The 19944-nt window shown below is 68.7% G+C and carries 18 protein-coding genes; 13 read left to right on the top strand and 5 right to left on the bottom strand.

Annotated features, from left to right (window positions below; all coding sequences use genetic code 11):
- Positions 1 to 142 precede the first annotated feature (142 nt).
- Positions 143 to 1270, top strand: a complete 1128-nt coding sequence (locus AB0I28_RS18475; RefSeq protein WP_357495134.1) for a site-2 protease family protein — start codon at positions 143 to 145, stop codon at positions 1268 to 1270.
- Positions 1270 to 2163, top strand: coding sequence for a tRNA (adenine-N1)-methyltransferase (locus AB0I28_RS18470; RefSeq protein ID WP_357494702.1), 894 nt, complete (start codon positions 1270 to 1272; stop codon positions 2161 to 2163). The genes AB0I28_RS18475 and AB0I28_RS18470 overlap by 1 nt, the downstream gene beginning before the upstream one ends.
- A 149-nt stretch (positions 2164 to 2312) precedes the next feature.
- On the opposite strand, the gene AB0I28_RS18465 is transcribed toward AB0I28_RS18470, so the two are convergent.
- Entirely contained in the window at positions 2313 to 2600 is a 288-nt protein-coding gene (locus tag AB0I28_RS18465) for a ferredoxin (protein WP_357494701.1), read from the bottom strand.
- Positions 2601 to 2761: 161 nt separating this feature from the next.
- Here AB0I28_RS18465 and arc point away from each other — a divergent pair, with 161 nt between their 5' ends.
- On the top strand, positions 2762 to 4540 hold the full coding sequence (gene arc, locus AB0I28_RS18460) for a proteasome ATPase (RefSeq protein ID WP_357494699.1): 1779 nt from the start codon (positions 2762 to 2764) through the stop codon (positions 4538 to 4540).
- Positions 4541 to 4656: 116 nt separating this feature from the next.
- A complete protein-coding gene (locus tag AB0I28_RS18455; protein WP_357494698.1) occupies positions 4657 to 5571 on the top strand; it encodes an alpha/beta hydrolase in 915 nt (304 codons plus the stop codon).
- A 1-nt stretch (position 5572) separates the two neighbouring features.
- Here the strand turns inward: AB0I28_RS18455 and AB0I28_RS18450 are convergent, their stop codons facing one another.
- Together AB0I28_RS18450 and lhgO are read right to left on the bottom strand one after the other, a co-directional pair.
- Positions 5573 to 6220 (bottom strand): class I SAM-dependent methyltransferase, encoded by a 648-nt coding sequence (locus AB0I28_RS18450; RefSeq protein ID WP_357494696.1) that lies wholly within the window; start codon positions 6218 to 6220, stop codon positions 5573 to 5575.
- 25 nt (positions 6221 to 6245) lie between these two features.
- Positions 6246 to 7436 (bottom strand): L-2-hydroxyglutarate oxidase, encoded by a 1191-nt coding sequence (lhgO, locus tag AB0I28_RS18445; protein ID WP_357494694.1) that lies wholly within the window; start codon positions 7434 to 7436, stop codon positions 6246 to 6248.
- A gap of 147 nt (positions 7437 to 7583) precedes the next feature.
- Here lhgO and AB0I28_RS18440 point away from each other — a divergent pair, with 147 nt between their 5' ends.
- Genes AB0I28_RS18440 through AB0I28_RS18425 form a run of 4 tightly spaced genes read left to right on the top strand, consistent with a single transcriptional unit; the run spans position 7584 to position 11364 of the window.
- Positions 7584 to 8723: a DegT/DnrJ/EryC1/StrS family aminotransferase gene (locus tag AB0I28_RS18440; protein WP_357494692.1), complete on the top strand. Its 1140-nt coding sequence runs from the start codon at positions 7584 to 7586 to the stop codon at positions 8721 to 8723.
- A 15-nt stretch (positions 8724 to 8738) separates the two neighbouring features.
- The gene (locus AB0I28_RS18435) at positions 8739 to 9695 is read left to right on the top strand and encodes an NAD-dependent epimerase/dehydratase family protein (protein WP_357494690.1); all 957 of its coding nucleotides are present in this window, start codon (positions 8739 to 8741) and stop codon (positions 9693 to 9695) included.
- The gene (locus tag AB0I28_RS18430; RefSeq protein ID WP_357494688.1) at positions 9692 to 10147 is read left to right on the top strand and encodes an acyltransferase; all 456 of its coding nucleotides are present in this window, start codon (positions 9692 to 9694) and stop codon (positions 10145 to 10147) included. The genes AB0I28_RS18435 and AB0I28_RS18430 overlap by 4 nt, the downstream gene beginning before the upstream one ends.
- A 26-nt stretch (positions 10148 to 10173) precedes the next feature.
- Positions 10174 to 11364 carry a glycosyltransferase family 4 protein gene (locus AB0I28_RS18425; protein ID WP_357494686.1) on the top strand — a complete coding sequence of 397 codons (1191 nt, stop codon included), beginning with the start codon at positions 10174 to 10176 and terminating at the stop codon, positions 11362 to 11364.
- 90 nt (positions 11365 to 11454) lie between these two features.
- Here AB0I28_RS18425 and AB0I28_RS18420 read toward each other — a convergent pair whose 3' ends face one another.
- Entirely contained in the window at positions 11455 to 12420 is a 966-nt protein-coding gene (locus AB0I28_RS18420) for a Gfo/Idh/MocA family oxidoreductase (protein WP_357494684.1), read from the bottom strand.
- A gap of 4 nt (positions 12421 to 12424) precedes the next feature.
- Entirely contained in the window at positions 12425 to 13507 is a 1083-nt protein-coding gene (locus AB0I28_RS18415) for a DegT/DnrJ/EryC1/StrS family aminotransferase (protein ID WP_357494682.1), read from the bottom strand.
- Between the two features lie 245 nt (positions 13508 to 13752).
- On the opposite strand from AB0I28_RS18415, the gene AB0I28_RS18410 reads away from it, so the two are divergent.
- The 5 genes from AB0I28_RS18410 to AB0I28_RS18390 all read left to right on the top strand — a co-directional run bounded on the left by AB0I28_RS18410 (position 13753) and on the right by AB0I28_RS18390 (position 19930).
- The gene (locus AB0I28_RS18410) at positions 13753 to 14766 is read left to right on the top strand and encodes a lysylphosphatidylglycerol synthase domain-containing protein (protein WP_357494680.1); all 1014 of its coding nucleotides are present in this window, start codon (positions 13753 to 13755) and stop codon (positions 14764 to 14766) included.
- A gap of 2 nt (positions 14767 to 14768) precedes the next feature.
- Positions 14769 to 16820, top strand: a complete 2052-nt coding sequence (locus AB0I28_RS18405) for a hypothetical protein (protein ID WP_357494678.1) — start codon at positions 14769 to 14771, stop codon at positions 16818 to 16820.
- 34 nt (positions 16821 to 16854) lie between these two features.
- On the top strand, positions 16855 to 18375 hold the full coding sequence (gene dop / locus AB0I28_RS18400; protein WP_357494676.1) for a depupylase/deamidase Dop: 1521 nt from the start codon (positions 16855 to 16857) through the stop codon (positions 18373 to 18375).
- A gap of 99 nt (positions 18376 to 18474) precedes the next feature.
- Complete coding sequence (locus AB0I28_RS18395; RefSeq protein WP_357494674.1) at positions 18475 to 18693, top strand: ubiquitin-like protein Pup; 219 nt, start codon at positions 18475 to 18477, stop codon at positions 18691 to 18693.
- 568 nt (positions 18694 to 19261) lie between these two features.
- Positions 19262 to 19930 (top strand): endonuclease VII domain-containing protein, encoded by a 669-nt coding sequence (locus AB0I28_RS18390; protein ID WP_357494672.1) that lies wholly within the window; start codon positions 19262 to 19264, stop codon positions 19928 to 19930.
- Positions 19931 to 19944: the final 14 nt, after the last annotated feature.

Genomic DNA, 19944 nt, shown 5'->3' with positions numbered 1-19944 from the left:
AGCCCCATCGTAGGTTTCACCACCGACAAAGCACCGCACGCCTCACCACCCCACCACGGCCCGTAGCATCGTCGTGATGGACGACAGCGCACCCAGCAACGGTCCCCGCGGGCTCCGCAGACGAGGCCTTCGCCTCGGCCGGGTGTTCGGCATCCCGGTCTACCTCAGCCCCTCCTGGATCATCCTCGCCGTCCTGGTCACGGTCATCTACTCCGACATCGTCCGCGAGGCACTGCCCGAACTCACCGGACCCCTCGTCTACGCGGTCTCCTTCACCTTCGTCATCAGCCTCTGCCTCTCGGTGTTCCTCCACGAACTCGGCCACGCCCTCACCAGCCTCAAGTTCGGCATCCGCGTCAAAGGCATCACACTCGAAATGCTCGGCGGATACACCGAGATGGAAGAGGAGGCGCCCCGCCCCGGCATCGAGGCCCTCGTCGCGCTCGCCGGCCCCGCCGTCTCGGCCGTACTGGGCGCCGTCGGCGTCGGCCTGCTCATCGCCCTCGACAGCCCGAGCATCGCCTACGAGCTCGCCTTCCAGTTCGCCGTGAGCAACATCATCGTCGCGATCTTCAACGTCCTGCCCGGCCTGCCGCTCGACGGCGGCCGCGCGCTGCGCGCCGCGGTGTGGGCCGCCGCGAAGGACCGCCACCTCGCCACGCGCGTCGCCGGCTGGACCGGCCGCGTCGTCGCCGTCCTCACCCTCGCAGGGGGCCTGGCGCTGTTCCTCGCCTCCCGCGGCACCAACATCGTCAGCCTGCTGTTCACCGGCATGGTCGGCATGGTCCTGTGGGCCGGAGCGTCCCAGGCCATCCGCATCGGCCGGCTCGGCGGCCGCGTCCACCTGCTCGCCGTGCGCAAGCTCATCCGCCCGCTGACCTCGGTCCCCACCGGCACACCCCTGTCGGAGGCGCTGCGTCGCGCCGAGGACCACGCCGCGCAGGGAGTCCTCGTCGTCGACGGCGCCGACCGGCCCCTCTCGCTGCTCCACGCGCACGCCGCCAGGAGCGTCCCCGAACACCGCAGGCCCTGGATCTCGGTCGACAGCGTGTCCCGCGACCTCAACCCCCGCGCCGCCCTCAGCCCCGAGATGCACGGGGAGGAGGTCATCACCGCCGTGCGCGCCAATCCCTCCACCGAGTACCTGGTGATGGCAGAAGGCGTCGTCCTCGGCGTCGTGACGGCGGCGGATATCGCCGAGGTTCTCGATCCACGTACGATACGCAGCCGTCCGAAAACAACGAATACCCGCAACGGAGTCAACACCTGATGGAACAGCGCCGTGGACCGTTCCGCGAGGGAGACCGCGTCCAGCTCACCGACAGCAAGGGCCGCATGCACACGGTGGTCCTGGAGAGCGGGAAGTCCTTCCACACCCACCGCGGCGGCATCGCCCACGACGACCTCATCGGCCTCCCCGAAGGCAGCGTCGTCACCTCCGCGGGCATGACCCAGTACCTCGCGCTGCGCCCGCTGCTGTCGGACTTCGTGCTCTCCATGCCCCGCGGCGCCCAGGTGATCTACCCCAAGGACGCCGCCCAGATCATCGGCATCGGCGACATCTTCCCCGGCGCCCGGGTACTCGAGGCCGGCGCCGGCTCCGGCGCCCTCAGCTGCTCGCTCCTGCGGGCCGTGGGAGACGAAGGACACCTCCACTCCTTCGAACTGCGCCCCGATTTCGCCGACATCGCCCGCGCCAACGTCGAGGCCTTCCTCGGCGGCCCGCCGAAGAACTGGACGCTCACCACCGGCGACGTCGCCGGGGCCGACGTCACCGACATCGACCGGATCATCCTCGACATGCTCGCCCCCTGGGAGCACTTCGATCTGATCGAACGGGCACTGATCCCCGGCGGCGTGTTCATCGGCTACGTCGCCACCACGACCCAGATGTCGGACCTCGTCGAAGGACTGCGCGCCCGGGGCTGCTTCACCGAGCCCCGCGCGTTCGAGACGCTCGTGCGCGACTGGCACCTCGAAGGGCTCGCCGTCCGCCCCGACCATCGCATGATCGCCCACACCGCGTTCCTGGTGACCGCGCGCCGGCTCGCACCCGGTGCGGTCGCCCCGATCCGCAAGCGCAAGCCCAGCAAGGGCCAGGAGGCCTACCAGCAGCGTCGCGGGGAAGCGCCGGGCGCCCGTCCCGCCGCGGCCGCGGAGTAGGCGCGATCACGGCGCCGGGCCGGTGGAGCACCGGCCCGGAACGCGTCCTCAGTGGACGCGAAAGCCCTTTCGTCGTGGATCCGACGCGGCCCGGGCTGTCATATTGGCGACTCTCCGTCGCCTCCGGGTCACTCCGTTTCGGAGTCGTCTCACTCCGCTCCGGGGCCGGCGACGACACCGTCGTCGGCGACACGCCGAACGTGAATGCAGTCTCCCGGGCACTCCTTGGCGGCGTCGATGACGTCGAGCCGGTACTTCTCGGGGACGTCGACGCGGGAGCCCGGATCGGTCCGCAACTCACCGTCGGGGCCCTTCACGTAGGCAAGACCGTCGATGTCGAACTCGAAAACGTCCGGCGCGTACTGCGCGCACAGACCGTCACCGGTGCACAGGTCCTGGTCGATGAAAACGTTCAGAGCTTCGGTCTCGGTAGCCACGGCCCAAGACTAACTCCGAGCCGCCGAGTCGGTCCCGCACCGTACGCCATGCCCGATTCGGCAACGGAACCGTAACCGTGGCCGAGCGTGGCGATCTATGCTCGGAGCCTTGTAACGGTTAGGGTTGAACGGTCGACCTTCAGCCCCCGGGAGGTGGGGACGTGGCACGTAGCGATGACGCAGAGGCCCGCGCCGCGCGATGGGAACGAGAGACGAGAGATCTCTCCAGTCAGGTGGCATACCTGCAGGAGGAGCTCGCTCTCGCCCGGCGCAAGATGACCGAAACGCCGCGACACGTGCGGTTGCTCGAGGACCGTCTTGCCGCGGCACAGGCTCAGATTCAACGGATGTCCGAGCAGAACGAACGGCTCGTGTCGACTCTCAAGGAGGCACGCGAGCAGATCGTCACGCTCAAAGAGGAGATCGATCGCCTCGCCCAGCCCCCGAGTGGTTACGGGGTGTTCCTGGGTGCTCAGGAGGACGGCACGGTCGACGTGTTCACCGGTGGCCGCAAGATGCGCGTCGCGGTGTCCCCGTCGGTCGACCCCGAGGAGATGCGTCTCGGGCAGGAAGTGCTCCTCAACGACGCGTTCAACGTGGTCGCGGCTCTCGGGTTCGAAGAGGCCGGCGACGTGGTGACCCTCAAGGAGGTGCTCAACGACGAGGACGGCAACCCGCGCCGCGCCCTGGTCGTCTCGCACGCCGACGAGGAACGCATCGTGCACTTGGCCGACACGCTCATCGGAGCGCCTATCCGCGCCGGTGACTCGCTCATGGTGGAGGCCCGTTCGGCCTACGCCTACGAGCGGATCCCCAAGAGCGAGGTCGAGGAACTCGTCCTCGAAGAGGTCCCCGACGTCAACTACGAGGACATCGGCGGCCTCGCCCGGCAGATCGAGCAGATCAGGGACGCCGTAGAGATGCCCTTCCTGCACGCCGAGCTGTTCTTGGAGCACCAGTTGCGCCCGCCCAAGGGCGTGCTGCTCTACGGACCGCCCGGATGCGGGAAGACGCTGATCGCCAAGGCCGTCGCCAACTCGCTGGCCAAGCAGGTCGCCGGCGAGCAGAAGGGCGGCGAGCGCGCCAAGAGCTACTTCCTCAACATCAAGGGTCCCGAGCTGCTCAACAAGTACGTCGGTGAGACCGAGCGGCACATCCGCCTGATCTTCCAGCGTGCGCGTGAGAAGGCCAGCGAGGGTCAGCCGGTGATCGTGTTCTTCGACGAGATGGACTCGGTCTTCCGGACCCGCGGTTCGGGCGTGTCGTCCGATGTGGAGAACACGATCGTGCCCCAGCTGCTGTCGGAGATCGACGGTGTCGAGGGTCTCGAGAACGTCATCGTCATCGGCGCCTCCAACCGCGAGGACATGATCGACCCGGCCATCCTGCGACCCGGCCGTCTCGACGTGAAGATCAAGATCGAGCGGCCCGACGCCGAGTCGGCCCGCGACATCTTCTCCAAGTACATCCTGACCGACCTGCCCCTGCACCCCGACGACCTCGCCGAGCACGGGAACTCCCGTGAGGCGTGCGTCGACGCGATGATCCAGGCCGCGGTCGAGCGGATGTACACCGAGACCGAGGAGAACAGGTTCCTCGAGGTCACCTACGCCGACGGTGACAAGGAGGTCTTGTACTTCAAGGACTTCAACTCCGGCGCGATGATCCAGAACATCGTCGACCGGGCCAAGAAGATGGCCATCAAGGAGTTCCTCACCACCGAACGCAAGGGCCTGCGCCTGCACCACCTGCTGGACGCCTGCGTCGACGAGTTCCGCGAGAACGAGGACCTGCCGAACACGACCAACCCCGACGACTGGGCCCGCATCTCGGGCAAGAAGGGCGAGCGGATCGTCTACATCCGCACGCTCGTGTCGGGCAAGGGCAGCGAGGCGGGCCGGTCGATCGAGACGGCCAGCAACACCGGCCAGTACCTGTAAAGGCTCGCACGAGGCGCCACCCCCGGAGAACTCTTCCGGGGGTGGCGTTTTCGCTTTGTGCGCAAGCGCGCGAACTCCGAGACGGTGATGATCGTTGCGCGTCGTACTCTCTCGCCATGCCAACGCATCTCCTAGCCGTCAACGGCACCCGCCTGTTCGTCGACGAGCGCGGCGACGCCTCCGCGCCGCCGCTGCTGTTCATCCACGGCGGGCCCGGCCAGTCGGCCTTCACCTTCACGCACTTCCAGATCGGCTACCTCGCGGCCACCCTGCGCGTCTTCGCCGTCGACCAGCGCGGCCTCCTGCGCTCCGACCCGCTGCCCGAGGGCACCGAGATCAGCGTCGACGCGCTGATCGCCGACTTCGAGGAGATCCGCCGCGCCCTCGGCGTCGAACGGTGGACCATCGTCGGCCACTCCGCCGGCGGCCACACCGCCGTCCGCTACGCCTGCGAGCATCCCGAGGCCGTCAGCGGCGTCATCCTCGACTGCCCCGCCCTCGACTCCGACCTCACCGACCGCCACCGCCTCCCCGTCGCCGCCACCCTCCTCGACGAGATCGGCGAGCACGAGGCCGCCGAGAAATGCCGGGCCTTCGCGGCGCGACCCGGGCGGCTGACCGCCGAGGACAAGACCTACGAGGCCATGCTGCCCCTCGGCGCCCGCTACAACGAACTCTTCTTCGCCTCCCAGGCCCACATCGACGCCTACGACAAGGCCCACGACGCCTCCGGCTTCAGCGGCGAGGACTGGGGACGCGGCGCGACCCACCTGGCGCTCCTGCCCGACATGTACAAGCCGCTGTTCGGCCTGCTGCCGACCCCGCAGCCATCACTGCTCGTCCACGGCCGCGCCGACCTGGTCGCCGCGCCCGCCGTGATCGAGGCCTACCGCGCCGGAGCGCCCAACGGCGGCGTGCACACCTTCGAGAACTCCGGACACTTCCCCTACATCGAGGAACCCGAGGCCTACGCCGAAGTAGTCTCACGCTTCGCGAGCGCCGTCGCCAAAGGCACCGACCCCCACGCCTGACTCAATCCCGCCGGAACTCGCCGTGCCAGCGGCGCACCGGCGGGTCCTCGCCGTCAAGGAAGTCGGCGATGGTCACCGGCCTCAGACCACCATCGGCGAAGGACTCCATCTCACCGCGCGTCAGCGGCCACGGCATGAGGCCCTCAGACTCGTCATCGGCACGGGCCCTGGCGATGACGAGCAACGTCCCACCCGGCGCCACCAGCGCGGCGGTGTTGGCGATCGCGGCACGCCGCGCCCCAGCGGTGAGAACCTGCACCGTGTAGATCTCCACCACGAGGTCGAAGGCCCACCCGGCAGGCGGAGCCAGCAGGTCGGCGACCACATAATCGACCGACGATCCGCCGAACCGCGCCCTCGCCTGCTCCACGGCGCTCGGCGACACGTCGAAGGCGGTCACCTTCCAGCCGAGGGAGGCAAGGTACTCCGCGTCGTCGCCCAGCCCGCACCCGACCACGACCGCCGAACCAGACCCCGGGCGCACCCGCTCCACCAGGTCGGGATTGGCCGCCAGATCCGCCCACGGCACGATCGCGCGGCCCTCGGCGGCCGCCGAGTACAGCGCCTCGAACCAGCCGGTGTCGTCACCCGAGGCCAACGACCGGGCGGCCATCTCACGCGCCGACGCGCGCGACTCGTCATCACTCATGCCCGCAAGCATCACACGCGTACTGCTAACCCGCGGCGGGGATCCGCGCCACGATCTCCCGCGCGATCTCCAGCGAACTCGTCGCCGCCGGCGAAGGCGCGTTGAGCACATGGACCTGCCGCTCCGCCTCCACGATCAAGAAATCATCGACCAGCGTCCCGTCGGGCGAGATCGCCTGCGCCCGCACACCCGCACCCGCCCGCACGATGTCCTCCGCGCCGACCTCCGGCACCAGTCGCGCCAGACTCGCCGCGAACAGCCGCTTCGACAACGACCGACGCACCTCCCCGGCCCCGTACCTCCAGTGCTTGCGCGCCAACCGCCACAAACCCCCATACCCCGCCGCGGAGGCCACGTCCACCGGCCGAATCCGCCCCCACGAATACCCCTCACGCGCCAGCGCCAGCACCGCGTTCGGCCCCGCGTGCACACTCCCGTCGATCATCTTCGTCAGATGCACCCCGAGGAACGGGAACTGCGGATCGGGCACCGGATAGATCAAGCCCCGAACCAGGTCACGACGGTCCTCACGCAGCTCGTAATACTCACCCCGGAACGGGACGATCCGCGCCGGCGGCCGCAGACCCGCCAGCTTCGCGACCCGGTCGGAGTGCAGACCGGCGCAGTTGACCAGCACATCGGCGGCGAACTCGCCACGGTCGGTGCCCACCACGACCCCGCCCACCGTCGTCGAGACCGACACGACCTTCGTACCGAGCCGAACATGGCCACCGAGCTCGCCGATCAGCTCGGCCAGCACCTCGCAGACGCGCCCGAAGTCGGTGATTCCGGTCGAGGCGACTCGCAGCGCGCGCACGCACTCGACGTGCGGCTCGTACTCGGCGGCCTCCTCGGGCTCCAGCAGCGACACCGGCAGCCCGTTGGCCAGCGCACGCTCGTGCAGCGCTCCCAGCCGTCCCAGCTCCTCGCCGGAGGTGGCCACGATCAGCTTGCCGCAGATGTCGACGGGGATGCCGTGCTCGCGGCAGAACTCCACCATCGACGCGCTGCCGGCCGCGCACAGACGCGCCTTGAGGCTGCCCGGTTTGTAGTAGACGCCCGCGTGGATGACGCCGGAGTTGTGGCCGGTCTGGTGGGCGCCGACCCGCTCCTCCTTCTCCACGACCGTCACGTCGCTGCCCGGCCGGTCGATCAGCAACCGCCACGCCGTGGCCAGGCCAACGATCCCTCCACCGACCACGACGTACCGCGCCACCTCTGGCTCCTTCGCTCGTGCCGACACCGTGCACGACCGTACGGCAGGAAACCCCGGGTCCGCGTGGCGGCCTGAACCCATCAACCTCGGCGACAGCCAAGGGGTCTAGACTTCCCGGCGGTCATAATCACGCGGGCAGGGGAGTTCATGACAGAGGTCATCGCGCTCGGGCAGCCGACGGTAGGGGAAGAGGAACTGGCCGCCGTCCGGGAGGTGTTCGCCTCGGGCTGGCTCGCCGGGAACGGACCCACGTGCCGCAAGTTCGAGGAGCGCTTCGCCGCCGTCGTCGGTACCGCTCACGCGCTGGCTCTCAACAGCTGCGGCGGTGGCCTGCACCTGGCGATGGAGACCCTGGGCGTGAAGCCCGGCGACGAGGTCATCGTCGCCGACTACACCTTCCCGGCCACCGGGCACTCCGTCATGTGGGCCGGCGCGAAGCCGGTCTTCGCCGACGTGCGCGCCGACACCGGAACCATCGACCCCGAGGCCGTCGCGGCCGCGGTGACCGACAAGACCGTCGGCGTCATCGCCGTCGACGCCTTCGGTCTGCCCGCCGACTACGCGCCGCTGCGCGAGATCACCGGCCGCCACGGGCTCTTCCTCGTCCAGGACGCCGCCTGCGCGGCCGGCGCGACCTACCAGGGCGTGCCCGCCGGCGGTCAGGGCGACGTCGCGGTGTTCAGCTTCCACGGTCGCAAGGGCATCACCGCCGGCGAGGGCGGCGCGTTCGTCACCGATCGTCCCGAGCTCGACACCCACGCCCGCAAGCTGCACTCCTACGGCATCGAGGGCGCGGTGACGCGCGCGGCGCTGTCGAAGCTGCCGCTGCCGGAGTTCGACGAGGCCGGCTACAACTACCGCATGTCGGACGTGGCGGCGGCCATGATGATCGTCCAGCTCGACCGGCTCCCGGCGATCCTGGCGGCCCGCACGAAGGTCGCCGAGGCCTACGCCGAGCTCCTCGGCGGCAGTGAGCTGCTGACCCTCCCGTCGACGCCGGACGACCGCACGCACCCGTGGCAGTCGTACGTCGTGACGCTGGCCGCCGGCATCGACCGCGGCGACGTGGCGATGCGCCTGCGGGAGAAGGGCGTGCAGTGCACCTTCGGGACCTATGCCTCCCACCTCCAGCCCGTCTACGGCGCCACCTCACCGTGCCCGGTCTCGGCGGACCTGTTCGCCCGGCACCTGGCGATCCCCATGCACGCCAACCTGACAGAATCGCAGGTGGAGACCGTCGCTGCTACGCTGCGTGAGGTCCTGTCCGCCGTCGCCACCAACCCCTAGGACGAGAAGCTCCCCATGACCAGCACTCCAGTCACCGACCAGTCCAAGAAGGTCTTCTTCACCGGTGGGGCCGGATTCATCGGTATGCATGTGGTGCCGCTGCTCCTTGAGCGTGGTTACTCGGTGAAGATCTTCGACAACATGAGCCGCGGGGACCGCGCCCGCGTCAACGAGTTCGCCGCCGACGGCCGGGTCGAGCTCGTCGAGGGCGACGTGCGCTACGGCGGTGCGGTGGCCTCGGCGATGCGCGGTTGCAGCCACGTGATCCACTTCGCGACGGTGTCGATCAACAAGTCGGTCGCCGACCCGTACGAGTCGATCGACATCAACATGACCGGCAACAACAACGTCTTCGCCGCCGCCGCCGACCAGGGCGTGGAGCGTCTGGTGTTCGCCTCGACCGCGTCGGTCTACGGTGACCCCGAGCGGCTGCCGATGCACGAGGACGACACGCTTCGCCCGCTGACGCCGTACTGCATCACCAAGCGCGCCGGTGAGGACCTGCTCGGTTTCTACCAGCGGACCAAGGGCCTGTCGTGGGTCGCCGACCGCTTCTTCAACGTCTACGGGCCCGGCCAGAAGCTCGACGCCTACTACACCTCGGTGATCAACACCTTCATCCAGCGGATCCGCTCGGGTCAGGCGCCGACGATCGACGGCAAGGGCGAGCAGTCGATGGACTTCGTCCACGTCCACGATCTCGCCAAGGGCGTCGTGGCCTCGCTGGAGTGCGAGGCGGAGAACTTCGCCGTCAACATCGGCACCGGCGTCGACACCTCCGTGGCGCAGCTGGCGAAGATCCTCATCCAGGCCCTCGGGTCCGACGTCGAGCCGATCTTCCGGCCTCGCGACGTGCTGGTCTCGCGCCGCGCGGCCGACATCACGCGCGCCAGGGAGCTCCTGGGCTGGGAGCCGACCATCACCGTCGAGGAAGGCATGTCCGAACTCGTCAAGGCGGCCATCGAATCGTGAGTGGGTTGCCCGCCAACCCCTTCAACGAGCACGCCTGGATCATCGGCGACCCCGCCATCGGCGAGGGGACGTGGATCGGGGCGTTCACGGTCATCGACGGCTCCGGTGGTCTGACCATCGGAGCCGGCTGCGACATCTCCTGCGGTGTGCACATCTACACGCACTCCACGACGCGGCGTTGCGTGTCGGGCCGTGCCCACGCCGACGTCGACCGGGCGCCGGTGACCATCGGTGACCGCGTCTTCGTCGGCGCCAACGCCGTCATCATGATGGGCGTGACGATCGGCGACGAGGCCGTCGTCGGCGCCGGAGCCGTGGTGACCCGTGACGTGCCGCCCCGTACCGTGGTAACCGGTGTACCGGCACGCCCGGCCGCCACCGTCGAGATCGACGGCGCCGACGTTCGATTCCCCGCCGTCGTACCCGGGGCGGCCCCCGGCGACGCCGCCTGAGCCGAAGACCCTAACGAGGACACAACGTGCGCATCGCCGTCGTCAACAACTTCTTCCCGCCCCGCACCGGCGGCAGCGCCCACCTGTCGGAGGCGCTGGCGAAAGGCTACGCGGCTCGCGGCCACGAGGTCCTCGTCATCGCGGCGGCCTACGGCGGGGCCCCGGCGGAGGAAGAACGCGACGGCGTCCGCATCGTCCGCCTGCCGTCCTGGCAGCTGCCGCAGACGCGCCTGGCGGTCAGTTTCGACATCCTCTTCGCGACCCGCCCGAGCCTGTGGCGCCGACTGAAGGGCGTCCTCGACGACTTCCGGCCCGACGCGATCCACCAGCACGGCCAGTTCTTCGACCTGACCTGGGCCAGCGGCCTCTACGCGCGCCGCCGCAAGATCCCGACGCTCCTGTCGGTTCACACGCGCCTGGAGAACCCGCAGGCGTCCTACCACGGGATATTCCGCTTCCTCGACGCCACGATGGTGCGGCCGCCGATGAGGCTCCACAAGCCTCGCCTGGTCGTCATGGACGTCCTCATGGACGAGTACATCAAGGCCCGCTACGCCGGCGCCCACTCCGGCCTCGACTATATTCCCGTCGGCGTCGAGCCCGACTTCACCGCGCACGCCGACGCGCGGGTCGTGCGCGACCGCCACCAGCTCGGCGACGCGCCGGTCATCCTGTCGATCGGGCACGTCATCCCGCTGCGCGACCGGGTCACCCTCACCGAGGCGCTGCCGAAGGTCCTCAGCGAGTTCCCCGAGGCGAAGCTCCTCGTGGTCGGCCGCACCTACTTCGACGCCTACCAGCGGCGCGCGGAGGAACTCGGCGTCGGACACGCGATCATCCCCGTGGGCGTGGTCCCCAAGGCCGACATCCCGCACTACCTCGCCGCGGCGTCCGTCGAGTCCCACGAACAGGGCATCGGCCTGGGCACCGCCAGCCTGGAGGCCATGGCCGCGGCCGTGCCCGTCGTGGCGCCGGTCCGCGCCGACAACTTCCCCGGCATCGAACTCGTCGACGGCGGCAACATCCACCTCACCACCCCCGGCGACGCCGAGGGCCTCGCCGGCAAGCTCATCGAGGTCCTCGCCTCACCCGAGCGGGCCAGGCGGGTCGCCGAGGCCGGCCGCGACCTCGTCCGGGAGCACTTCACCATGGACCGCGTCCTCGACAAGCACCTCGCCGTGCTCGAAGCGCAGGTCGCGGGAGCCGAACGCGCCTGAGGCGGACGCGGTCGACCACCACCGCCGGACCCGGACACGAAGAACGCGGCGGCCCGTGAAGGCCCGCCGCGTCCTCGACTCGCACATCCGTCAGCCGTTGAGCGGCTCACCCGACAGCATCGAGGCCACCAGACGGTGCGGGGACAGGATCGAGTCCCGCTCCTCGTCGATGTCGACCTTCCCGTCGAGCATGTCCAGGAAACGGTTGAGCTGCGCCACCAGCGGCTCGACGTTGGTCACCAGCTCGGGGATCTCGATGATCGTCTGCTGGCGGTAGCCGAGCCCGATCTCGGCGGGCTGCTCGTTCGACACGTGCCGGTAGATCGTCACGTCGCGGCGCAGCAGGTCGATCTCGATCACCCGCTGCCGCTCGGTCACCGACAGCGTGCGCACCTTGCGGTGCCCGAGCCGGCTCGCCGAGCAGGTCGCGACTGCGCCGTTGTCGAAGGTCACCACGGCGTCGGCGACGTCCTCGGCGCCCGGCACCGAGGAGGGATGGAAACGGCCGACGCCGCCGGACACGCTCGACGGCGTCGCCCCCGCCATGCGCAGGCACGCGTCGAGGTCGTGGATCAGCAGGTCCCACGCCACGCCGGTGCGGATACGAGGCGCGTACGGTCCGTGCCGCACCGCGGCCAGGTGCACCGGCTCCTCCAGCATCGACGCGACGGTCACGATCGCCGGATTGAAACGCTCCACGAAACCGCACATCAGCGGGATGCGGCCCTTCTCGGCCAGCGCCACCAACTCCGCCGACTCCTCGAACGTCGAGGTCACCGGCTTCTCCACCAGCAACGGCTTCCCCGCCTCCAAGACCGGCAGGGCCAGCTGGTGATGCAGGTGCGTCGGGGCGGCGATCACGACGGCGTCGACACCGTCGATCGCGTCGAGGCCCGGAGCCCACGTCCCGCCGAAGCGCTCGGTGATCTTCTCACCGGTCTGCTTGACCGGGTCCACGACCACGGCCAGCTCGGCGCGATCCGACTGGGAGATCACCCGCGCGTGCAGGGACCCCATCGAACCGGCGCCGACCAGGGCGATGCGAACTGCAGGCACGGCTTCACGCTCCAAGGACGGTGCGGACCGACTCGATGACCACATCGAGATCGGCATCGGACAGGTACGGGTGCACCGGCAGGGACAGGCACTCCGCCGCCGCCCGCCGCGCCACCGGGAAGTCCCCGGCGATCACGCGCGGGTGACCCCGGTAGCAGTCATAGTCGAAGACCACCCGCGGGTAATACACCCCGCTGCCGACCCCGCGCTCAGCGAGCGCCGCCGACAGCTCATCACGCGACACCCTAGCCTCAGCACCCACCAGCACCGTGTACTGGTGCCAGACGTGTGACCGGCCCGGCAGCTCCACCGGAAGCGTCAGACCCCCGACCCCCGCCAGCCCCTCCGACAAGCGCGCGGCGTTGGCCTTGCGGCGCTTCACCTGCTCGTCGTACACCGCCAACTGCGGCAGCGCCAGCGCCGCCTGCAGATCGGTCAACCGATAGTTGTGGCCCGCCATCTCATACTGATAGCGCGCCCGCATCCCCTGGTTGCGCAGCACCCGCAACCGGTCGGCGAGCACCTCGTCGCCGGTGGTGATGATCCCACCCTCACCCGTGGTGATGTTCTTCGTCCCGTACAGAGAGAAACAGCCCAGCCCGAACGAACCCGCACCCCGCCCCTCAAAAGTCGCACCGACGGCCTGCGCCGCGTCCTCGATCACAGCGAGCCCATGACGCTCGGCCAACGCGGCCAACGCCGCCATGTCGGCGACCTGCCCGTAAAGATGCACCGGCATCACCACCCGCGTCCGATCAGTGACCGCCGCATCGACAGCACCGGGGGAGACACAGAAGTCCACCACGTCGATGTCGGCGAACCGCACCGTCGCACCCGCCTCGAGAATCGCGTTGAGCGTCGCCACGAACGTGAACGGCGACGTCACCACCTCATCACCCGGCCGCAGATCCAACACCTCCACCGCCGCGACCAGAGCGGTCGTACCGTTGTTCACCGCGACCGCGTGATCCACCCCCGCCAACCCCGCGAAAGCCTCCTCCAAAGCCGCGACCTTCGGCCCCTGCGCCAGCATCCCCGAACGAAGAACCTCCAGGACACCCGCCTCGACACCCTCGGGCAAACGCACCGCAGACACCGGAATCACAGGCCACACTCCCCAGAAAAAACCAACCAGCCGACACGAAGCGGAGCCGACGGTACCAAACCCCCAACCCCGCACAACCCGTGACCAGCTTGTGCACGCATGCTAGGGTCTCCTGTCCCCTCGGACGCAGGTCGACCTCCCGGCCCGACACGAAAAAAGACGTGCCACGATAGGCCTGAAAGGAGAGAGCGTCGGTGTCCGACACCACCGCCGTGACCCCCCCAGACATGGCAACGACGGACCCGCGCGAAAGCGAACCCGCCGCCCCCAAGTCCATCCTGGCCCGGGCCCGCGCCGTCATCGCCAGACCCTGGATCATCAACACCCTCCGGGCCCTGTTCATCGCAGCAGTCCTCGCCGCGGTCACCTACACCGTGATCCGCAGCTGGAAGGACATCCGCGACTACCTCTTCGACCTGGCCTGGCAGTCGGTACTCCTCGCCTTCGCCGCCGCCTTCGCCGGCATGGCCGCCAACATCATGGCCTGGCGCTCCATCGTCACCCAGCTCGACAGCCCCGTGACCATCAACACCGCCGCCCGCATCACCCTCCTCGGCAACCTCGCCAAATACCTCCCCGGCAGCGTCTGGTCCTACGTCGCCCAAATGGAACTCGGCAAACGCGCCGGCATCCCCCGCGCCCGCGCCTTCATCGCCAGCCTCATCGCCGTCGGACTCTCCACCACCGCCAGCCTCATCCTCGGCGCACTCGCCATCCCCGCCCTGGCTGCCTCCGACGAAGGCGAACCCTTCGTACCCATCATCCTGGCGCTCATCCCCATCGCCCTGGTCTGCGCACACCCCAAGGTCCTCACCAAACTCGTCGAGACCTTCCTCAAAATCGTGCGCAAACCCCCCCTCGGCCACGCCATCACCTGGCGCACCGTCAACACCGCCACCGCCTGGAGCGCACTGGCCTACGTCTGCTTCGGCATACACCTCTGGCTCCTCGCCAACGCCGCCGCCACACCAGGCGTCGAAGGCCTCTTCCGCAGCATCGGCGCCTTCGCGCTCGCCATGACCTGCGGCATGCTCGTCATCATCGTCCCCTCCGGCATCGGAGTGCGCGACGCCGTCATCGCCACCGCGCTGACCCCCTACGTCGGCTTCGGGACGGCCGCCGGCATCGCCGTGGTCTCCCGCCTCGTCTTCACCCTCGCCGACCTCATGGCCGCCGGAGCCGCCGGCGCCTCCGCCTTCACCGAAATGCGCCGGAACCGGCCAGCCGCAAAGGACCTCTGAGGATGCTGACCGACGCCCGGTCGCCGGAAACGACCACCGCGGAGCCGGAAGACACCCGAACACCACCACACCGGCGCCCCGCCGCACACCTCGCGGCCCACCTCGCCGCCGCCTGGACCCTCCCCGCCCTGGCACACCTGCTCGGCATCGACATACTCATGCTCCCGGTCATCTGGGTCGCCACCGCCACCCTCCTACGCACCGGCACCGGACTCCTCGACCGCCTCATCCCCGCACTCGGCCTCACCAGCGCCGCGGTCATGCTCCTCGGATTCCTCACCACCTACTGGCCATGGGGCCTCCACCCCATCCCCATGACAGGCACCTACCTCACCACCCTCATCGCCATCAGCGCCCTCACCGGCCGCCGCCCCCACCTGCCACTCCGCGCGCACGGCACCGACCTCCTCCTCGCCGCCGGCGCCACCCTCACCACCTACCTCGCCGCCACCCCCACCCTCGCCACCACCCGCCTCGGCTGGACCGCCTACGCCGGCATCAGCGGCGACCGCCTACGCCAGTTCAACCTCTTCGACACCATCCGCCACATCGGCGGCTACCCGGCCCTCAACCCCGAAGCAGCCGCCCCCATCCTCGAATCCAGCATGTTCCCCGCCTACCCACCCGGAATGCACTACGTCCTCGCCACCATCGACGCCTACATCACCGGCGGCAACAACCCCGGCCCCGCCCTCGACGCCCTCCAGCGCTACCACTGGTACGTCACCATCGGCTTCGGCCTCATGGCACTCACCACCGCCTGGGCCGCCCGCTGGATCGCCGGACCACAAGCCGCCGGCTGGAAACGCGCCCTCATCGTCAGCACCATCACCCTCTTCATCACCACCGGCATCTTCACCACCATGGTCTGGGAAGGCTTCGACGCCCAAATCGTCGGGCTCGCCTACCTCGCCATCCTCATCGCCGTGCTCGCCCGCCCCGCCAAGCACCTCGCCGAACACATCGCCCTCGCCGGCGCCCTCACCATCGCCGTCACCTACACCTACACCCTCTACGCAGCCTTCGCCGGCATCGCCATCCTCGCCACCGCCGCCACCCACTGGCCACGCCTCAAAGCCCGCCCCATCCTCACCATCACCCTCGGCGCCTTCTTCGGACTCGCCGCCTCCATGCAAGTCCTCATCCCCTACATCCGAGGCTTCGACGGCGCCCACCACGTCAACGCCACCGGCTTCATCGTCGCGATGCCCAAAGTCGTCCTCTACGCCTCCCTCGCACTCGCAGCCGTCGCCGTCCTCACCCCCAACCTCCGCCGCAGCCCACGCCTCCAAATCCTCGCCGCCACCAGCCTCGGCGGCCTCCTCTTCGCCATCGGCCTACGCGCCTACAACGTCGCCTACATCGGCACCGGCTCCTACTACTACGAAAAAGTCATCCAAGCCCTCGTCATCATCCTCATCATCACCGCCGGCGCCGCCGTATCCCTCCTACGCCCCCCCACCTGGTGGCACCGCGGCACAACACCCCGCCTACGCGGCGCGCTCGCCTCGACCGCCGCGGTCGCCTTCGCCGTCTTCGTCACCGGCGCCCTCCCGACCGGGACCCCGCCGTCCTACAACGGCGCGCTCCACCAGCCGGGCACCGACACCAACTGGATCAGCGTGTGGGGCAGCGGCCAGATCCACTCCTCCGTCAGCAACACCCTCGAATACCTCGACGACAGAGGACTCACCGCCGACGGAATCCCCACGCAGGTCGTCTTCTCGCCCAACGGCGGCAGCAACCAGCACCTCACCCTGATCCTGGCCATGCTCAACCGCAACCTGGGCGGCCTCTACCGCCAGGTCTACGGCGTCGAACTCGACAACCTCAACGGCCACGACCCCGCCACCCCGCTCAACGGCGAGGCACAGGCCAGCCTCGACCTCTACAAACTGGTCGTCACCGAGAGCACCGTCCCCCTGCGCGTGCTCACCAACGACCCCAACACCGCGGCCCTGCTGAACGAATTCGCGGCCACGAACCCCGGCGGGGGACTGACGGTCGTATACCTTCCCGACATGCCCGGAGAAGGACCACCCGCGCACGCCTGACACCTGAAGGCCTCAAGGCGTCTAGTCTCGGAGCATGACCGTACGCCGCATCATGGGCACCGAGGTCGAATACGGCATCTCGGTACCGGGACAGCCAGGGGCCAACCCGATGGTGACCTCGTCCCAAATCGTCAACGCCTACGGAGCCCGGCCCGAGCTGGCCAAGGGCGGCCGTGCCCGATGGGACTACGAGGAGGAATCCCCGCTCCGCGACGCCAGGGGCTTCACCTACACCGGGGCCATGTACGACCCCGCCGAAACGCTCGCCGACGAGGACCTTGGTCTGGCGAACGTCATCTTGACCAACGGGGCCCGTCTCTACGTCGACCACGCTCATCCCGAGTACTCCACACCCGAGGTGACCAACCCTCGCGACCTGGTCTTGTGGGACAAGGCCGGCGAGCGTGTCATGGCCGAGGCCGCACGGCGTGCCGCGACCGTGCCGGGCAACGCCCCGATCAACCTCTACAAGAACAACACCGACAACAAGGGCGCCAGCTACGGCGCGCACGAGAACTACTCGATGAGCCGCGCGACGCCGTTCGCCGACATCGTCTCCTACCTGACGCCCTTCTTCGTCACGCGCAACGTCGTCACCGGAGCCGGCCGCGTCGGCATCGGCGCCGACGGCAGCCGGGCGGGGTTCCAGATCTCGCAGCGGGCGGACTTCTTCGAAGTCGAGGTCGGCCTGGAGACCACGCTCAAGCGGCCGATCATCAACACCCGCGACGAGCCGCACGCCGACGCCGACAAGTACCGCCGCCTGCACGTGATCATCGGTGACGCGAACCTGTCGGAGATCTCCACCTACCTCAAGATGGGCACCACCGCGCTGATCCTGGCGATGATCGAGGACAAGGCCCTCACCGGCGAACTGTCCATCGTCGACCCGGTGAGCGAGCTCAAGGCCATCAGCCACGACCCGACGCTCCAGCACAAGGTCCGGCTGCGCGACGGCCGCCGGATGACCGCCGTGCAGGTCCAGTGGGAGTTCTACGAACGCGCCAAGGCCTATGTGGAGAGCCGTTTCGGTGCCGACGCCGACGAGGACACCCTCGACGTCCTAGCGCGCTGGGAGAGCGTCTTGGACCGGCTGGAGCGCGATCCGATGCTGTGCGCCAACGAGCTCGACTGGGTGGCCAAACTGAGGCTGCTCAACGGCTACCGCGACCGTGAGCAGCTGTCCTGGGAGAACCCCAAGCTTCAGCTCGTCGACCTGCAGTACTCCGACGTGCGCGCGGGCAAGGGGCTCTACAACCGGCTCGTCGCCCGCGGGGCCATGAAGACCCTGTTCACCGAGGACGAGATCGTCGACGCCATGGGGCTGCCCCCGACCGACACGCGCGCCTACTTCCGGGGCCGCTGTCTGGCCAAGTACGGCACCGAGGTCGTCGCGGCCAGTTGGGACTCGGTCATCTTCGACGTCGGCAGCGAATCGCTCGTCCGCGTGCCGATGATGGAGCCCGAGCGCGGGACCGAGGCCCACGTCGGAGCGCTGTTCGACCGCTGCGCGTCGGCCAAGGACCTGCTCGACATCATCACCGGCGGTCGTTGACCGGACACCGGGGACCCGATGTCGGCGCACCCGAAGGTCGGATCTTCGCGGTACGGTCGAGACCACACGGTTAGCACACCAGTACAGAAGGAGCCGGACATGGCAACGAAGGACACGGGCGGTCAGTCGCAGTCGTCGCGGTCGCGCCGCGATTCCGAAACCGACGAGACCGCCGCGCCGGAGGTCAACCCCGAGATCGCCGAACGGCACGAGGAACTGACCGAGGACGTCGACGACCTGCTGGACGAGATTGATGAAGTCCTGGAGGTTAACAGCGCAGAGTTCGTTCGCTCATTCGTACAAAAGGGCGGGGAGTAATGTCCCGGTATGTCCGATTTAAATAGGGATGAAGTCGGACATACCGGGCGCACTAAAAGGGGCGGGAATGGACTTGGGTGAGGACGACAGAAGGCCATGTGCAACCTGCGGGGAATGGTATCCGCTCGACAATTTCAAAAAGAATCAAAAGGGTTATCGGTACAATTCTTGTCGGAAATGCGTGAACAGTCTGGCTCGTGAGCGCTATCGGGCGAAGCGGGCGGAGGCGGGCAAGACTCCCCGGAAGGTGTCGCCGGCCGACCGTGTCGGTCAGCGGATGTGCCGTGCGTGCGAGGAGTGGTTGCCGGTCGAGGACTTCTCCCCGACGAAGTACCAGCGGTCGGGGAGGGCGAGCTATTGCAGGCCTTGCTCGAATCGCCGATCGCGCGCCAAGGCCGTCGCTCAGGCGGAGGCCGAGGGACGAGTGCTCCGGGAGATCCGCGCCAGAGGGCCCGAGGACCGAGACGGTCAGCGGATGTGCCGGGACTGCGAACGGTGGCTGCGCCTGGCGGAGTTCGCGCCGTCGTCGAGGCGCGAGTCCGGCTACGGGAGCTACTGCCGGTCGTGCATGAACCTGCGCAGTCAGGCGAGCTATGCGAAGAGGGTCTTCGAGTCACAGGGACGCGGCGTCCGCAAGCCCGAGGTACTTCCCGAAGGACGGAAGCGCTGCCGGAGGTGCGATGAGGTCAAGGATCACGACGAGTTCGTGAAGGCCACGGCGGCGGTCTCGGGCCTGCACTCCTACTGCAAGCCCTGCCTCAACGCCGCCGCGAAGGAGAGCCGTGCCCGGTATCACGGAAGTATGCGCAACTACCACCTCAAGCGCCGCTACGGCCTGACCGAGGCTCAGGTCGAGGAGATGCTGGCCGCTCAATTCTGGGTGTGCGCGATATGCAAGCTCGAACACGAGCGCTACCACGTCGACCACGATCATGTGACCGGCAAGGTGCGCGGGATCCTGTGCTTCAAGTGCAACAACGCGCTGGGCCTGTTCGAGGAGGACTACTTCCGCATGAAGGCCGCGATCGAGTACATCGGCGAGCACTTGTCGTCCGGCGAGGCCGGGCACCGGGTGCCGGAGGCGCATCGTGATCCTAAGGGGACGTGGGATCGTGCGCGTGTGGACATGGAGGCGCACCGTGAGCATCACGTCCGGCGGCTGCACAGTATCTTTGGCGTGCCCGCTCAGCGCGAGGTGAATGAGGATCGACGAGTGACAGGAAGAGGGAGCCCGTGACCACAGGAGCAGAC

Source organism: Phytomonospora sp. NPDC050363 (assembly GCF_040655735.1).
Classification (GTDB): domain Bacteria; phylum Actinomycetota; class Actinomycetes; order Mycobacteriales; family Micromonosporaceae; genus Phytomonospora.
Note: the sequence above shows the minus strand (reverse complement) of the source record. Positions and strands in the feature narration are given on the sequence as shown.

What these genes read in the sequence shown, in the direction of transcription:
- AB0I28_RS18410 (WP_357494680.1), top strand. Translation starts at nt 13,753, where the DNA reads ATGGCAACGACGGACCCGCGCGAAAGCGAACCCGCCGCCCCCAAGTCC.
- AB0I28_RS18440 (WP_357494692.1), top strand. Translation starts at nt 7,584, where the DNA reads ATGACAGAGGTCATCGCGCTCGGGCAGCCGACGGTAGGGGAAGAGGAA.
- AB0I28_RS18405 (WP_357494678.1), top strand. Translation starts at nt 14,769, where the DNA reads ATGCTGACCGACGCCCGGTCGCCGGAAACGACCACCGCGGAGCCGGAA.
- AB0I28_RS18450 (WP_357494696.1), bottom strand. Translation starts at nt 6,220, where the DNA reads ATGAGTGATGACGAGTCGCGCGCGTCGGCGCGTGAGATGGCCGCCCGG.
- AB0I28_RS18470 (WP_357494702.1), top strand. Translation starts at nt 1,270, where the DNA reads ATGGAACAGCGCCGTGGACCGTTCCGCGAGGGAGACCGCGTCCAGCTC.
- AB0I28_RS18395 (WP_357494674.1), top strand. Translation starts at nt 18,475, where the DNA reads ATGGCAACGAAGGACACGGGCGGTCAGTCGCAGTCGTCGCGGTCGCGC.
- AB0I28_RS18435 (WP_357494690.1), top strand. Translation starts at nt 8,739, where the DNA reads ATGACCAGCACTCCAGTCACCGACCAGTCCAAGAAGGTCTTCTTCACC.
- AB0I28_RS18390 (WP_357494672.1), top strand. Translation starts at nt 19,262, where the DNA reads ATGAACCTGCGCAGTCAGGCGAGCTATGCGAAGAGGGTCTTCGAGTCA.
- AB0I28_RS18455 (WP_357494698.1), top strand. Translation starts at nt 4,657, where the DNA reads ATGCCAACGCATCTCCTAGCCGTCAACGGCACCCGCCTGTTCGTCGAC.
- dop (WP_357494676.1), top strand. Translation starts at nt 16,855, where the DNA reads ATGACCGTACGCCGCATCATGGGCACCGAGGTCGAATACGGCATCTCG.